The sequence below is a fragment of the Halogranum amylolyticum genome, assembly GCF_900110465.1.
Lineage (GTDB): Archaea > Halobacteriota > Halobacteria > Halobacteriales > Haloferacaceae > Halogranum > Halogranum amylolyticum.
The window spans coordinates 541796-556934 of the sequence record NZ_FODV01000001.1; the positions used below are offsets into that span (position 1 = coordinate 541796).

The following is a 15139-nucleotide window of genomic DNA, read 5'->3' on the forward strand; positions in this document are numbered from 1 at the left end:
ACTGCATACACACTGTGCATAATACGATGCGTTTTTATTCCCCATGTGCATACACCGAGTCGATGGCAGCACTCGACATCACGCCGCTCACGTTCGAGGACCTCGACCCCAAGCGTCGACCGTCGTTCCGGACGGCGCTCCTGCCCGTCTTGGCGGTCGTGCTCTTCCTCGGCGTCGGGTCGGCCGTACTCAAGCTCGACCCGCACGTGCCGTTGCTCTGGAGTATCATCTTCGTCGCCGTCCTCGCGCGTCACCGTCTGGGCCTCTCGTGGGACGCTATCGGCGACGGTCTCGCCCGTGGCCTCCTGATGGGTCGACAGGCGCTTTTCATCATCTTCGTCATCTACGCGCTCATCGCGACGTGGGTCAGCGCCGGGACGATTCCGACGCTGATGTCGTACGGGTTGGAACTGCTCAGCCCGCAGGTGTTTCTCCCCGTCGCCGCCGTCCTGGGCTTCGTCGTCGCGTTCGCCATCGGGTCGTCGTGGACGACCGTCGGGACGCTCGGCGTCGCCTTCGTCGGTATCGGGTCGGGGCTCGGCATCCCCGCGCCGATGACCGTCGGTGCGGTGCTCTCGGGTGCGTACGCCGGTGACAAGCAGTCGCCGCTGTCGGACACGACGAACCTCGCGGCGGGCGTCACCAACACCGACCTCTACGACCACATCCGAGCGATGCGGGCCAGCACGCTCGTCGCCTTCGGCCTCGCTGCCGCCGTCTACGTGGTGCTCGGCCTGCAGGTCGCGAGCGGCGGGACGACCGGCGGGACGGTGTCGGAGATTCAAACCGCGCTCACCGGGTCCTACGCGCTCTCCCCGCTCGCATTCCTTCCGCTCGTCGTCACCTTCGGGCTGGCGCTGCGCCAGTACCCGGCGCTGCCGACGCTCGTGGCGGGCGTGCTCGCCGGCGTCTTCACCACCATCGTCCTGCAGGGCGCGGGGTTCGTCGAGGCGTGGGAGGTCTTCATGTACGGGACCGCCCCGGAGACGGGCAGCGACCTCGTGAACGGACTGCTCGACAGCGGCGGACTCACCGGGTCGGCGTGGACGATCACCGTCGTCGTCGCCGCGCTCTCGCTCGGCGGTCTACTGGAGAAGACGGGCGTCCTCGCCGTCCTCGCCCACGAACTGGCGCGGTCGGTCCGGAACGTCGGCGGCCTCGTCGCCGGCACCGGCGCGGCAGCCATCCTGACGAACGTGCTCACCGCCCAACAGTACATGAGCATCGTCGTTCCGGGACTGACGCTTCGGGACGTCTACGACGAGTACGGCCTCGACAACGAGGATCTCTCGCAGGCCATCGAGTCGGCGGGGACGCCGACCGGCGCGCTCATCCCGTGGCACGCCGGGGCGGTCTACATGGCGGAGGTCACCGGCGTCGCGACGACCGCCTACGCCCCGTACTACCTGTTCGGCATCCTCTCGCCGCTCGTGCTGTTCGCCGTCGCTGCGACCGGGGTCGGACTGCCAGACACGTCGGGGTCGACGACGACGCCGAGCGCGGCGGACTGACGCGGCCGTTAGTAGGTGTTGGCCGTCACCGACCCCACGTCGATACGGACGAGTACGTTGTCGGACCAGGCGTCAAGGTCAACGCCGTACTTTGGGTTGATCCGGGAGACGGCCTCGTGCGTCGCCTCTTCGTCGTCGACCACCGTCGCCGTCCCGAGGAGCGTCACCCGCCACTGGGCCTGCCCACTCTCGTCTTTCTGGATCGAGAGGGCGACCTTCGGGTTCTGTCTGATGTTCTGTAGCTTCTGTCCGGTCGTCAGCACCTCGACGACGCCGTCGTCGTAGTGGTACCAGACCGGCGCGACGTGGGGTCTGTCGTCGACGCTGGTCGCCAGATGCGCCATGAGCGGTTCGCTCGTCAGAAGACGCTCGATTTCGGGAGAGACGGAACTGGTCACGAACTGAGAGAGGTGCGGATTCCGGAAAAAACGTCGTACCGGGGGCGCGGTTCGCCGGTCGTTTGGGGTACGCCGACCTCACGGCGTCAGAGACGTTCTTGAGACGTCATCAGAACTCGGAGCGTTCTGATTGGCGAACGAGACAGGAAGTGTCTCGTCAACGGCAGACGACGGTAACACGGTCGATGGCACGACCTGTATGCCTCAAGTGGAACGACCACGACTGGTCAGAGTCACCACGCTCAGTTCCCAACGAGGAGCATACGAACCCGCAAGTTGCCTCCGTGGGCCGGTAAACGATACCCCCCAGCGCGAGGAAACCTCGTCGTTCACGGCGAGGAGGATGTCATACCAGCGAGTCTGGCCGGGTCGCCAGATACTCGAACACTAGACCCAGCCCCAGTCCGTAAGCGAGGTGGGCTGCGAGCGTCAGCCCGACGTAGAGCACCAGTCCGAGCCCACCGAACCCCTCGTAGAACACGATGACGAACCCGGTCCAGAGGATGGCCCCGAACGCCATCCCGCTCACCGGTGGCCGTTCGCCCGGGAGATACTCCATCACCGCCGCGAACAGCAGCGGGAACGGCACCATCCCGTTGAACAGGAATACGAGGTAACCGATGACGATCGCCGGCCCGAACACCTCCAACCCGGCTAACCCGCCCAGTTCGGCGAACGACTCCCTGGAGAACACGCCGACGGACTCGGCGATGAGCAACACGCCGGTCATCATCGCCGTCCCGACCAGCCCGCCCGCAACCCCGATGACGCCGTCGCCGACGATGCCGATCAACCGGTCGAACTCGTCGTCTTCGACCTCCATCTCCTCGAACGATTCGTCGTACTCGGTAGGTGTATCGACCATGTTACTACTTACCACACGAACGGTATTAACGTTCGTCCGTATCGTCGGGACGGTCATAATAGAACGAACGTCGGTCTTTTCGTCATCTACCGTCCCGTATCGTGCAAAGAATAAAGCATCCATGACAATAAGTAACAAAGATGAGTGTGGCGACGATGATTCCCACAGCAATCACACTGTTGCACTCGCAGGGGGGGTTCCCGAGCGAGTCACGAGTCGGGGTGTTCGCCGATATCTTCGGCGTGTTCCTCGTCCTCGGAACGGTCGTCGGGGTGGTGGTCGTCGGCTACATGTGCTACAACGCCTACCGCTACCGCGACGGCGAGCACCGCGAGGAGGTGCCCGACCGGCCGTTGCTCGGTGAACTCCCGGGCGACAGCGGCGGCGGCCGAAAACTCCTCTTCTCGTTCACGCTGAGTGCGATCATCGTCGTCTCGCTCATCGTGTGGACGTACGGCGCGCTCCTCGAGGTCGAGAACGTCTCCGCCCAGGAGGGAGACGACGCTGTCGACGTCCGCGTCGAGGGGTATCAGTTCGGTTGGCGGTTCGTCTACCCCAACGGCTACGAGTCGAACGAACTCCGCGTCCCGGCGGACACGACGGTTCGACTCTCGGTGACCTCCGAAGACGTGTTTCACAACTTCGGGATTCCGGCACTCCGCGTGAAGACGGACGCTATCCCCGGCCAGACGACCGAGACGTGGTTCGTCGCCGAGCGGAGCGGCACCTACCAGGCCAACTGCTACGAACTCTGTGGGGCGGGCCACTCGTTCATGAACGCGCCGGTCGTCGTGATGGAACCCGACGCGTACGACGAGTGGTACGCGAACACCACGCCCACCGAGACGACTGCGACCGAGAGCGCGAACGAGGCGAACGCGACGACGGAGGTGGCGGCGTGACCCGCGAGCGTCGGACGAGGACAGACGGTGGAACGGAGGCGGACGGCGGGACACCGACGGTGAGAGAGGAGTTCCTCGAACCGACGAGCGACGAAGAGAGTTCGATGGAACTGCCGCCGGCGACGTCGGTCAAGCGGTGGCTACTCACGACCAACCACAAGGACGTCGGGATCCTCTATCTCCTCACCTCGCTGTTCTTCTTCGTCCTCGCCGGCGTCCTCGCGCTCCTCGTTCGTCTCCAGCTCTGGTCGTCGGGCGAGGGTATCCTCTCGGCGATGGCGTACAACCAGACGGTGTCGGCCCACGGGTTACTCATGGTGTTCTGGTTCATCTCGCCACTGGCGTTCGGGTTCGCCAACTACGTCGTCCCCCTCCAGATCGGCGCGAAGGACCTCGCGTTCCCGCGTCTCAACGCGCTCAGCTACTGGCTCTATCTCTTCTCCGGGCTGCTCTTTCTCGCCTCTTTCTTCCAGGGGAACACGCTCTCGGGCGGGTGGACGATGTACGCGCCGCTGAACGTCGCCACCTACATGCCCGACATCGGCGCGAGTACGGTCGTCCTCGCGCTCGTCCTCTTCACTATCGGCATCACCGCCTCGTCGATCAACTTCATCACGACGATCCACCGGATGCGCGCGGAGGGGATGACGCTGATGAAACTGCCACTTTTCAGCATGTCTATCCTCCTCACCGTCTGGATGATGCTTTTCGCCTTCGCGGCGCTGCTCGCCGCGCTGCTCATCCTCACCTCCGACCGCCTGCTCGGGACGACCTACTTCGCCGCCGAGACCGGCGGGTCGCTCCTCTGGGCGCATCTGTTCTGGTTCTTCGGCCACCCCGAGGTGTACATCGTCTTCTTCCCCGCTCTGGGAGCGATGGCCGAGATGTTCCAGACGTTCACCGGGCGACGACTCGTCGGCCGCAAGTGGTTCGTCGCCGCGATGGTGCTCGTCGCCGTCCAGAGCTTCATGGTCTGGATGCACCACATGTTCCTGACGAGCATCAACCTCCCCATCAAGACGCTGTTCATGGCGACCACCATCGGCATCTCGCTGCCGTTCGACCTGATGGTGTTCGCGCTTATCTACACGCTCGTCAAGGGCCGCGTCCGCTTCACCACGCCGTTCCTGTTCGGCTTCGGCGCACTCGTCCTGTTCATCGTCGGCGGTATCACCGGCGTCTTCCTCGGGGCCGTCGTCCTCGACTACGAGTTCCGCGGCACCTACTGGGTCGTCGCGCACTTCCACTACGTGATGGTCGGCGGCGCGACGGCGCTCTTTGGAGCGATCTACTACTGGTTCCCGAAGATCACCGGGCGGATGTACGACGAGTATCTCGGTAAGATCCACTTCGCGCTCTACTTCGTCGGCTTCAATCTCCTCTACTTCCCGCTGTTTCTCGCGTGGGAGACGCCGCGACGGGCCTACGAGTACGACCCCGGGCTCACGCCGTGGCATCGACTGGCGACGGTCGGCGCGTTCCTGCTGGGCGCGTCGTTCCTCGTGATGTTCTACAACCTCTATCGGAGCCTCGCGACGGGCGAGACGGCGGCCGACAACCCCTGGGAGTACGCCACGAGCGCCGAGTGGACCGTCCCCTCGCCGCCGCCGCTGGAGAACTTCCCCGGCCGACCCAGCTACGCCACCGGGATGCTACGCTTCGAGACGTCGTCCGCGTCCGGCGGTTCTCCGACGAGCGCGGCAGCCGGCGACGGTGCGACCGACGGCGGCGTCGCACACGACGACGCTCACGACCACGACAGCCACGCCAGCCCGTGGCCGTTCGCCGTCGCCGTCGGCGCGTTCTTCGCCTTCCTCGGCCTCTCGGCGCTCCGGCAGGGGACGTTCCCCGAGGGCACCGTGGGGACGGGGTACGCCGGCGTCGCTCTGTTCGGGACGCTCCTCTTGGCGCTCGCGCTCGTCCAGTTCGGCCGCGAGTCGTTCCACACAAGCGAACCCGCCGTCGCCGAGCGGTGGCCGTTCGCGGGCGTCGAGCGGACGAAACTCGGTGTCTGGGTGTTCCTCGCCTCCGACGTCGTGCTCTTCGGAGCCTTCATCGGGTCGTACGTCTTCATCCGACTCGCCGCGGGATGGACGGGGTGGGAACCGGTTCCCCACGACCCCGTCCCCGGCCTCGTCAACACGTATCTCCTCCTGACGAGCAGTTTCAGCGTCGTGCTGGCGCTCGTCGCGGCACGGAAGGGTCACCGGACGGGACTCGTCGCGGCCCTGTCGCTGACGTTCGTCCTCGGCGTGGGCTTCCTCGTCAACAAGGGGATCGAGTGGCTGGAACTGTTCCACGAAGGGGTGACGTTCTCCTCGGGCGTGCAGGCGTCGACGTTCTACCTGACGACGGGACTGCACGCCGTCCACGTCGTCCTCGGCCTGCTCGTCCTCGGATTCCTCGTCGTGAGAGCCCTCCAGGGGGCGTACCTGGAGGACGAACGACCGGTCGAGTACTTCGGGCTGTACTGGCACTTCGTCGACATCGTCTGGCTGTTCCTCTTCCCGCTGTTCTACATCCTGTGAGACCCAACCATGACGTCAACAAAACTGTACGCGGTGATCTACGTCGCCCTCTTCGTGATGGCGACGGCACAGGTGCTCGTCGAGTTCGCGGGACTGAGCTACTGGCTCGGCTTCTGGCTCATCCTCGCGCTCTCGGCGGTGAAGGCGCTACTCGTCGCGGGCTACTACCAGCATCTGCTCTTCGAACCGCGGTCGATCACGTATCTGATGGTGACGGGTCTCGTCGCCGCGCTGGGACTGACGCTGGCGGCGGCGTACTCGATCACCTGAGTCGGCCTCTACGAGCGAAGTGTCGTATCAGACACCCACGCCCGCACACCGGCCGTCGTTCGAGCGTCGAGTCTCATCCGGTACAGTAGTCGATAGCCCGACGGACGGACTCTCGCCGTCCGATGAGCGTCAGATGGTCGCCCCGCTCGATGACGTCCTCCGGGTGGGGGAGCTGGTTCGTCTCGTCCCTGCTCAGCAGTGCAAGATGGCAGCCGTCGGGGAGTTCCGCCATCAGCTCCGACACCGTCTTGCCGACGATCTCCTCGGCCGCGACTTCGACCTCCTGGACGTCCCCCGTCCGACCCAGTTCGGTCATCCACCGAGAGATCGCCGGCCGTTCGATGACGTTGTCCATCGACCACGCGACCGACATGCCGGTCGAGATCGCCTCGATGTCGAGATCCTCGAACGCGTCGGTGTTGCCGGGTTGGTTCACACGTGCGACGACGGTCTCGACGTCGAACGTGTTCTTGGCGAGTTGTGCGATCAGGAGGTTCACGTCGTCTTCGCCTGTCGCCGCCGCGACAGTCTTCGCGTTGCCGATCCCGGCGACCTCGAGAACGTCCTGGTCGGTGCCGTCGCCGTGTCGGGCCGTGAACCCCTCCGCACGGAGCGTCTCGACGGTCTGCTCGTCGCTGTCGACGATCAACACCTCCTCGCCACGCTCTTCGAGTCGTTCGGCGAGCGCGCGCCCGATACGTCCGCCGCCGACGATTATCGTTCGCATCGGAATCACGTCCAGCGTCTGTGCGATATGACGGGCCAACCCTCCTTCAAACACGACGGTCACGAAGATCACGAGGAAGACCGACCCGACAAGCGTCGTCGCCGCCTGCGGGTTCTGTGGCTGTAGTTCGAGTGCGAACAAGGTCGCGACGCTGGCCGGGATGATGCCGCGCGGTCCGACCGCGCTGATGTAGAGACGTTCGTCGAGGGTCAGTCGGTCGCCGTGCGTACAGACCATGACGAGGAGGGGGCGGATCACGCCGGCGACTGCGACGACGACGACCACCCCTCCGACGCCAAGCGCGAGCAGGTCCCCGACGGAGAGCAGCGACGCCAACGTGATGAAGACGAACGCGATCACGAGGAGCGTGACGTCACCGTTGAAGCGTTCGATCGCGTCTCGGTAGGGGAGGTCGGTGTTTCCGAGGACGAACCCGCCCGCCGCGACGGCGGCGATCCCCGCTTCCGAGGCGATCTGTTCGGCTACCCCGTACGTGAAGAGCGACGCGACGAGGACGATCAGTCGCGCGTTCTGCGGTGTGTTCTCGACGGAGAGCGGTACGCGGCAGAGAAGATACCAGACGACTCCCGCAACGACGCTGCCGACGAGGACACCGACACCGAACCGCACCCCAAACTCGCGGACGAGCGTCGAGAGGCCGTGTGTCTCCAGTAACACGTTCTCGAACATCACGATTCCCAAGATCGCCGCCGTCACGTCGTTGACGACGCCCTCGGTTTCGAGCGTGGTGGCGACGCGGTTCCGAACGGGGACGACGTTCGTGATCGGTGTGATCACCGTCGGACCGGTCGCTACGAGGAGCGATCCGACCAGGAACGCCACGTTCCACGGCGCCTCGAGTGCGTACCGGACGACGATCGCGGTCCCGACGAGCGAGATCGCCGCACCGACCGTCACGAGACGGAGCGTCCCCCGCGGTGCTTCACGGAGCCGCTCGAAGCGGAGGTGGAACGCCCCTTCGAAGACGATGACCGCGACGCTGAGGCCGACGATCGCCGGCAGCGCGTCGCCGAAGATCGACGGGGTGATGACGCCGAGTCCTTCCGGTCCGACGACGACACCGGCGAGCACGAGAAACATCACACTCGGAACCTGCAGTCTGTCGGAGACGACCTGTGCGGCGACTCCGAGTCCGAGTATCGTGGTGACGACCGCAATCAGGTCGGACGGGGCGGTCACGGGTTCAGTTCACCTCCGTTCACCCAGCTCCCGAACTCCCGGCCGGTCCGCCGACCGCCGGTCGCCAGGAGAGCAACGCCACCGCGAGCACGAACACGGCCGTCGAGAGATCCAACGAGTAGGCCGACACTGCCGTCACGAGCCCGGCGCTCCCGCCGGCGACGCCGCCGACCGCCGCCACCAGGAGCGGGAAGCTACAGCCGACACAGGTGACGAACGCGATCACGCCGGAGACGGCCGCCGTTGTCACGTCGAGCGTCGCCACGTAGAGGAGATACGACAGCGCGAGGTAGCCGACGACGCGAAACGGGACGAACAGCAGTCGGAGATGCGGCGACGTGTACGCGACGATCGGTCCCCACCCCGGCGAGGCGGCCGTGAGCGACAGCCCGACCGCCGCTGGAGGGCTGTGGCCGACGGCGACGAGACCGGCCGCGTACGCCAGTCCCACGAAGTACGCGCTCGCGACGACGCCCGCCACGAGTCGCCGTCGTCGGCTCGCGGTCGGCGGTCGGCTTCGGTTCACCGCCCAGACGCCCACGTTCAGCCAGACGAACGGGTAGAGGACGAACCGCAGCGACGTCGGCTCCGCTCCCGTCATCCAGAAGTAGCCCGCGACGAGCAGGAGCTCGGCGACGACGACGGCGGTCCACCGACGGAGCGTCGACCCGAGTCGGTCGACGAGACGGGGTGCGGCGAGCGTGGACATCGGCCTCACCCGAGTCCGACGAGGTTCCCCACGATGACGACGGTGAGCACGGCACCGAGGACGACGGCCGTCTCGGCGACCGCTCGGGCGCTCGCGTGACCCCGGTTGCGGAAGACGACGTAGAGGCCGACGGGGAGGTAGAGACCGACCACGAGGCCGAACAGGAGGATGATCGTCGTCGCCGCCGCGAGGTCGCCGTTCAGCACGAGCAGCGTCACCGCACCGAACCCGAGTGCGACGAGCACGAAGCCGAGATACCACGTCGCCTGACTGTGGACGAGACGGTCCACGACCCGCTCGCCGGGGACAGTGAACTCGTCTTCGTCTTCGGCGGTCGTGGTCGTCCCCGTGAGCCTCCGTGTCGGTCTGTCGGCGGCGGCGGTGACTCGCCCGCGCGGCACCTGCACGGTGTACTGTTCCCACGTGCGCAGGCGCAGGATGGCGACGGCGACGAGGGCGACGAACAGCCCCGTCAACAGTGCGCTCGCGAGGTACGTCTCTTGCGACATGATATCACTTGTCTATCCAGAGTAGTTGTCTTTGGCTCGCCATAAACGTTCGCGTGTCCCCTCTCTCGCCCCGTCGGTCGTCGACTCTCGGCGCGATTTCTCCGCCGAAACAGTATCTTAATTAACATTAGAAGCTTTACTTCTTTACGATCTCACGCCGATACAGACCGCATAAGTGGTATTATGCACTGTATAGGAAAGCCCCCTCCGCGTCAACGTTCGGTCGATGACCTCTCGGTTCACCTCTCGAGCCACTTCGGCGGCAGCGAGTGTCCGGGCACCGCTCCTTCGTTCCCCCAGGAGGGCCAGCCATGCGTAACGTCGGCCTCATCGTCCTCGACACCGTCCGGAAGGACTACTTCGACGAGTATGCCCCGCGGCTGCAGGCGCTGTCGGACACCTCGATGGCGCAGTGTCGCGCCGCCAGCTCCTGGAGCACGCCGAGTCACACCAGTCTGTTCACGGGCGAACTCCCCTCCGAACACGGCGTCCACTCCGAGAGCTTCGACGCCTCGTTCGACTTCGACCAGTTCGACGTCGACGACACCTTCCTCGGTGATCTCTCCGACCACCGCACTATCGGCCTGAGCGCGAACTCCTACATCAACACGACGTTCGGGTTCGACAGCCTGTTCGACGAGTTCTACGACTTCTCTATCGGTTCGCACACGAACGAGACGCTGTTCACCGACGGGATGGTCGTCCAAGAGTACATGAAGTCGACGGACGAACCGAGCGCGGCCAAACGCTACCTCGGCTTCCTGAAGGCCTGCGCCGAACACGACAAGCCGCTCAAAAGCGTCGCCAACGGCGTCTGGTCGCAGGTCGGCCACACAGTCAAAGACCTCCCCGTCCCGGAGGTCGTCGACGACGGTGCGAGCAACATCACGAAGACGGCGACCGAGCGGGCGACCGCGGCCGACGACTCCGTCTTCTTCTTCGCGAACCTCATGGACGCGCACACGCCGCTGCGGAACCTCCTGCAGTACGACCAGTCGCTGCACTCGGTGCCGAACGACTGGAGTTCCCGCAAACTCGACAAGTGGGAACTCAACAAAGAGGAGGCGGCGACGCCGGAGTACACCGAGAACTACCGCCAGCTCTATGCGGCCTCGATCGACTATCTCGACCGCGTCGTCTCGCAGTTCGTCGTCGAACTGATGGCCAAGAGCGACGAGGAGTGGACGTTCGTCGTAATCTCCGACCACGGCCACAACCTCGGCTACGACGCCGACGACGGTCTGTTCCACCACACGGGGAGCATGTCGGAGGGCATCCAGCACACGCCCTGTGAGATCATCAACGCTCCCGACGGCTCCGCCAGCGAGATCACCGACTACGTCTCGCATATCCACCTGACGGACCTTATCCCGAAACTCGCGGCCGACGAGCCGATTCCGGAGGAGTTCGGCCACGACCACGTCGTCGCCGAGACGATCGGCCTGCTCGGACACGGCGACCGGACGTGGGGCCACGAGTTCTCGGAGGCCGACCACGCCTTCTGGAACCGGATGATCCGCGTCGCCTACGAGAACGAGACCAAACTCGAGTGGGACTCCCTCGGCGAGTGCGTCGAGTACGAACTCGACGCCGACCGCCCGTCGTGGCAGCGTGAGGTCGCGACCCACAGCGGGCCGCCGCCGGAAGTGACCGCGCTATTCGACACGTCACTCGAAGAATACAAGTCGGCCGCCGCCGCAGACGAACAGGATATGGAGTTCGACGACGGGGTCGAAGACCAGTTAAAGGAGTTGGGGTATCTGTAATGGTCGGCATCTGTGGCGCACTCGGTGACTACGCGGCGCTCCCGCCCGAGTTCACCGAGTCGGTCAGCCACCGCGACGAGGAGACGCGGATCACCGTCGAGGAGAGCGAGTTTACCCTCCACGGGTCGTTTCACTCGGTGCTCGCGGGGGAGCAACCGGCGACCGCCGCCGACGGCGACGTCCGTATCTGGGTCTGGGGCGACGTCTACGGCTACGACAGCGGCTCCGAGCACGTCGCGCGCTCGAACGGTCGGGGCGGAAGCGCCGACTTCTGTGCGCGTCTCTACGACGCGTTCGGGATGGAGTTCGTCGCCGGACTCAACGGCGACTACGCGCTCGTCGTCCACGACGCGGTCGAGGAGACGCTGTCGTTCGTCACCGACCGACTGGCGACTCGTCCCGTCTTCTACGCCCGCCCCGACGACGATACGTTCGTCTTCTCGTCGGCGTCACAGACGCTCACGACCTACCCCGGTGTCGACGCGACGTTCGATCTCCCCTACCTCTACGAGTATCTCCAACTCCGTCGCGTGTTCGGCGTGAAGACGCCGCTTGCGGGGATCGAAGAGCTCCCCCCGGCCTCCGTCGTGACGGTCGACCTCGAGGACCTGTCGACGGAGACGTGGACCTACTGGACGCCCTCGTACGAGCCGGTCGACAAGCCGTTCTCGGCGTACCTCGACGAGTTCGTCGACACCGTCACCGAGGTGCTCGAAGAGTGGACGGACGACGACCTCGACTACGGCCTGCTGCTGAGCGGCGGGAGCGACTCGCGACTCATCCAGGCGGCGATGGACCAGCCGATGACCACCTTCCACAACGCCGACTTCATGAGCCGGGAGGCGCGAGTCGCCCGGCGCGCGGCGACGGTCAGCGGCGACGAGTTTCGTCTCCTCGAACGCGACGAGAAGTACGACGCCCGGCTGCTCGAGGAGACACCCCCGCTGTCGAACTTCAGCGGCTGGTTCGACCAGGCGTACTTCTCGGGGTTCGAAGCGGAGATCGTCGAGGAGGTCGACGTGCTCGTCGCCGGTCTCTACGCGGACATGCTGTTCGGGGGGAACCCCCTCGCGACGTACGCGTTCTCGGTCGGCGACGTCGGGACGTTGTCGCTCCCGATCCGTCGTCCGGTCGACTCCATCGAGGACTACATCGACCTCCAGACGAAGGACGCCATCGAACCGTTACCCTACTTCGATAGCTCGCTGTCGCTGAAGTCGGTGCTGCGATCGAACATCCGACGGGACGGCGACGGCGTCGTCAGCCACGGCGTCCGCTACGGGTCGCTACAGGATCTCGTGATGTACGGCGACTTCTACCCGATGGGTGGCGACACCGACGCCATCTTCTCGCGGACGCTGATGCAGATGCGTCCCTACCGGACGCCGTTCCTCGACAACCGACTGCTCGAACTCGCCCAGAAGATCCCGGTGCGCTACCTCCTGCGTCGCAACCTCGTCGACGCCGCCGTCACCGAGCTGGACCCCGGACTCGCGTCGATCCCCCACGCGCGGACCGGCGTCCCGCTGAAACATCCGTTCGCCGTCTCCTACCTCGGAGACAACGTCTACGGGCTGTGGCGCAAACACGTCGCCGACGAGTCGCCGCCGGAGCCGCATCTGACGCACACGCCGTGGCCGAACCGGCAGGAACTCGTCCGCGCGAAGTCGTTCACCGAGGAGACGCTCTCGGACCGCCGACAGCTCCTCGAGGACTTCGAGTTCTTCGACTTCGACGGCGCGATGCGGTGTTACGACGACCACCTCAACGGAATCAACAACCAGACCGTGCTCTACTCGCTCCTGACGATACTCAACATGCCCGCTACACGACGCGCCCACACCGCCCTCACACGCTCGACCTCCAGTACCGACAGTGTCGCCACCGACGGGGTCACGGACACTCCGACGGGAGTGACGTCCGATGAGTAGCCGTTTCGAATCGAACGCGACGACGACGACAACCGCGGCGACGGAGACACAGATGAACCGTGAACTGTTCGGCGTGTTCGGGAATCGTGACGTTTTCGACCGACTGCGGTCGTCGGACGCCTTCGACGAGGTCCTGTCTGGCGACGGCGCGACGGTCGGAATCCGCGACTCGTCGCTCGACCATCCGACCCGGAGCGCCCGATACGAGGGGTCGGAGGGGATGTGCGTCGTCTTCGGCGAGTTGATCCCGCCGACGGAGACGGACAACACCGCCGAGTGGCTCCTCGAACGGTACGCCCGCCACGGGTCCGCCGCACTCACCGGGTTGAACGGATCGTACCTCGTCGTCATCGACCACGACGACGAGACGGTCGTCATCACCGACCCGCTGCGGTCCTGGGAGTGTTTCTACGCCGACGTCGGTGGCGTCCGCGTCTTCTCCACCGATCCGAGCACGCTGACCGGACTCGTGGATGACTCGGCCGTCGACCGCGACTCCGTCCTCGAGTTCCTCCACCTGGGCACCGTCCTCGGGACGTCGACGGTGTTCGAGGAGATCCGCCGCGTCCCGTTCGACGGCTATCTCACCCCGACCGACACCTCCGAACTCTCGCGGTTCACCTACGACCCCGGGAGTTTCGACTACGTCGACGAACTCGCGACGCGACTCGAGGAGGCGATCAAGCGCCGCGCGGGGCTCCCTGGACCGCGTGGACTGCTGCTCTCGGGTGGCAAGGACTCGCGCGTCCTGCTCTCGAAACTCGACATCGACCACTGCTACACCGTCGGCACGCCCGGGTCGCGAGAGGTTCGCGCCGCCCGGAAGGTCGCAGAACAGTACGACGCCGCACACGACGTCCTGGCACCCGACGACCGCTATCTCCGCGGCGGCGACGGGAAGATACGGTGTGCCCAGGGAATCAAAGAGTCGCTACACATCCACCACGCGGGGTACGACGACGAGTTCGACGTCGCGTCGATGTACCACGGTGCGCTGTTCGACACGCTCCTGAAGGGGTACTTCCTCGAACGCGACGGCGTCGAACTGTTCGGGTCGAAACTCCCCTCGAAACGGCTCCACCCCAACCCCAACCCCGTGGACTCGCTACTCGACACGCTCGGGTTCTTCCCCGACGCGAGCGAGCGCATCCCCGACGCCGTCGGCGACCTGTTCGGCGACATCACGGTCGACGACCCGTACGACTTCCTCCGGCGGCGACTCGGCACGGAGCTGGAGCACTGCTGGTCGCGGACCGACTCGGTCCACAACGCGATGGACCTGCTCGTCATCAAGAACCAACCTGTACTCCCGTTCCGGACGCATCTGGCCGACAACTACTACGAGTCGTTCATCGCCGCCGACGTCGACCTGCTGGAGTGGCATCTGAAGACGCCGCCGGAACACCGCCACGACCGGACGTTCTGGGAGGCGCTCGAACGGATCGACCCGTCGATCTTCCACCACCGACCGCCGAGCCAACCCTACTCGTCGACGCGGCTCAACCAGATCGAGCGGTTCGTCCGCCGGAAACTGCCGGTGCTCGAACCGTTCGAGTCCGCGTGGCCCGACCGCGACGACGTCTACGACCGCTACGAGATGGACCGCGAACTGTTCCCCGACCGGGAGTCGGTCCACCAACTGCCGGTCCGACAGAAGCTCCGCGTCAACGACCTGCGCTGGTGGCTGAAGTAGCTGCCGACGGACAGCTCTTTAGCCGCGGGATTCACTCCGCCGGAGATGCGTCCCCGCCTCCCCTCCCTCGATCGCTTCGGCGTCTTCGCCGGTGTCGTCGGAGCGTCTGAGCGGTCGCCCCCGCACAGGG

12 protein-coding genes and 1 pseudogene are annotated in these 15139 nt (G+C 65.5%); 8 read left to right on the plus strand and 5 right to left on the minus strand.

The window, feature by feature from the left end; translation table 11 throughout:
- Positions 1 to 62: 62 nt before the first annotated feature.
- Positions 63 to 1511 (plus strand): arginine/ornithine antiporter ArcD, encoded by a 1449-nt coding sequence (gene arcD / locus BSG17_RS02725; RefSeq protein ID WP_089820915.1) that lies wholly within the window; start codon positions 63 to 65, stop codon positions 1509 to 1511.
- Positions 1512 to 1519: 8 nt separating this feature from the next.
- Here the strand turns inward: arcD and BSG17_RS02730 are convergent, their stop codons facing one another.
- The gene (locus tag BSG17_RS02730) at positions 1520 to 1909 is read right to left on the minus strand and encodes a pyridoxamine 5'-phosphate oxidase family protein (protein ID WP_089820916.1); all 390 of its coding nucleotides are present in this window, start codon (positions 1907 to 1909) and stop codon (positions 1520 to 1522) included.
- A gap of 65 nt (positions 1910 to 1974) precedes the next feature.
- Between BSG17_RS02730 and BSG17_RS28565 the strand changes: the two are divergent.
- Positions 1975 to 2205, plus strand: a pseudogene (locus BSG17_RS28565) (IS200/IS605 family transposon protein TnpB); the annotation flags it as partial.
- A gap of 50 nt (positions 2206 to 2255) precedes the next feature.
- On the opposite strand, the gene BSG17_RS02740 reads toward BSG17_RS28565, so the two are convergent.
- Positions 2256 to 2774 carry a DUF6789 family protein gene (locus BSG17_RS02740; RefSeq protein ID WP_089820917.1) on the minus strand — a complete coding sequence of 173 codons (519 nt, stop codon included), beginning with the start codon at positions 2772 to 2774 and terminating at the stop codon, positions 2256 to 2258.
- Between the two features lie 155 nt (positions 2775 to 2929).
- Between BSG17_RS02740 and coxB the strand changes: the two genes are divergently transcribed.
- Genes coxB through BSG17_RS02755 form a run of 3 tightly spaced genes read left to right on the plus strand, consistent with a single transcriptional unit; the run spans position 2930 to position 6474 of the window.
- Entirely contained in the window at positions 2930 to 3676 is a 747-nt protein-coding gene (coxB, locus tag BSG17_RS02745; RefSeq protein WP_244531470.1) for a cytochrome c oxidase subunit II, read from the plus strand.
- The gene (locus BSG17_RS02750) at positions 3673 to 6204 is read left to right on the plus strand and encodes a cbb3-type cytochrome c oxidase subunit I (RefSeq protein ID WP_394327946.1); all 2532 of its coding nucleotides are present in this window, start codon (positions 3673 to 3675) and stop codon (positions 6202 to 6204) included. Before coxB ends, BSG17_RS02750 begins: the two co-directional genes overlap by 4 nt.
- 9 nt (positions 6205 to 6213) lie before the next feature.
- Positions 6214 to 6474, plus strand: coding sequence for a cytochrome C oxidase subunit IV family protein (locus tag BSG17_RS02755; protein WP_089820919.1), 261 nt, complete (start codon positions 6214 to 6216; stop codon positions 6472 to 6474).
- 73 nt (positions 6475 to 6547) lie between these two features.
- Here the strand turns inward: BSG17_RS02755 and BSG17_RS02760 are convergent, their stop codons facing one another.
- Genes BSG17_RS02760 through BSG17_RS02770 form a run of 3 tightly spaced genes read right to left on the minus strand, consistent with a single transcriptional unit; the run spans position 6548 to position 9619 of the window.
- Complete coding sequence (locus BSG17_RS02760; RefSeq protein ID WP_089820920.1) at positions 6548 to 8401, minus strand: cation:proton antiporter domain-containing protein; 1854 nt, start codon at positions 8399 to 8401, stop codon at positions 6548 to 6550.
- Positions 8402 to 8420: 19 nt separating this feature from the next.
- Positions 8421 to 9110, minus strand: a complete 690-nt coding sequence (locus BSG17_RS02765) for a DUF7546 family protein (protein WP_089820921.1) — start codon at positions 9108 to 9110, stop codon at positions 8421 to 8423.
- A 5-nt stretch (positions 9111 to 9115) separates the two neighbouring features.
- Positions 9116 to 9619, minus strand: a complete 504-nt coding sequence (locus tag BSG17_RS02770) for a hypothetical protein (RefSeq protein WP_089820922.1) — start codon at positions 9617 to 9619, stop codon at positions 9116 to 9118.
- A 311-nt stretch (positions 9620 to 9930) separates the two neighbouring features.
- Between BSG17_RS02770 and BSG17_RS02775 the strand changes: the two genes are divergently transcribed.
- Genes BSG17_RS02775 through BSG17_RS02785 form a run of 3 tightly spaced genes read left to right on the plus strand, consistent with a single transcriptional unit; the run spans position 9931 to position 15009 of the window.
- Positions 9931 to 11385 (plus strand): sulfatase-like hydrolase/transferase, encoded by a 1455-nt coding sequence (locus BSG17_RS02775; protein ID WP_089820923.1) that lies wholly within the window; start codon positions 9931 to 9933, stop codon positions 11383 to 11385.
- Complete coding sequence (locus tag BSG17_RS02780) at positions 11385 to 13316, plus strand: asparagine synthase-related protein (protein WP_089820924.1); 1932 nt, start codon at positions 11385 to 11387, stop codon at positions 13314 to 13316. The genes BSG17_RS02775 and BSG17_RS02780 overlap by 1 nt, the downstream gene beginning before the upstream one ends.
- Complete coding sequence (locus BSG17_RS02785) at positions 13309 to 15009, plus strand: asparagine synthase-related protein (protein WP_089820925.1); 1701 nt, start codon at positions 13309 to 13311, stop codon at positions 15007 to 15009. The genes BSG17_RS02780 and BSG17_RS02785 overlap by 8 nt, the downstream gene beginning before the upstream one ends.
- Positions 15010 to 15139 lie beyond the last annotated feature (130 nt).

Excerpts from the sequence above, each read along its gene's own strand:
- arcD (WP_089820915.1), top strand. The coding sequence starts at position 63 with ATGGCAGCACTCGACATCACGCCGCTCACGTTCGAGGACCTCGACCCC.
- BSG17_RS02740 (WP_089820917.1), bottom strand. The coding sequence starts at position 2,774 with ATGGTCGATACACCTACCGAGTACGACGAATCGTTCGAGGAGATGGAG.
- coxB (WP_244531470.1), top strand. The coding sequence starts at position 2,930 with ATGATTCCCACAGCAATCACACTGTTGCACTCGCAGGGGGGGTTCCCG.
- BSG17_RS02755 (WP_089820919.1), top strand. The coding sequence starts at position 6,214 with ATGACGTCAACAAAACTGTACGCGGTGATCTACGTCGCCCTCTTCGTG.
- BSG17_RS02765 (WP_089820921.1), bottom strand. The coding sequence starts at position 9,110 with ATGTCCACGCTCGCCGCACCCCGTCTCGTCGACCGACTCGGGTCGACG.
- BSG17_RS02770 (WP_089820922.1), bottom strand. The coding sequence starts at position 9,619 with ATGTCGCAAGAGACGTACCTCGCGAGCGCACTGTTGACGGGGCTGTTC.
- BSG17_RS02775 (WP_089820923.1), top strand. The coding sequence starts at position 9,931 with ATGCGTAACGTCGGCCTCATCGTCCTCGACACCGTCCGGAAGGACTAC.
- BSG17_RS02780 (WP_089820924.1), top strand. The coding sequence starts at position 11,385 with ATGGTCGGCATCTGTGGCGCACTCGGTGACTACGCGGCGCTCCCGCCC.
- BSG17_RS02785 (WP_089820925.1), top strand. The coding sequence starts at position 13,309 with ATGAGTAGCCGTTTCGAATCGAACGCGACGACGACGACAACCGCGGCG.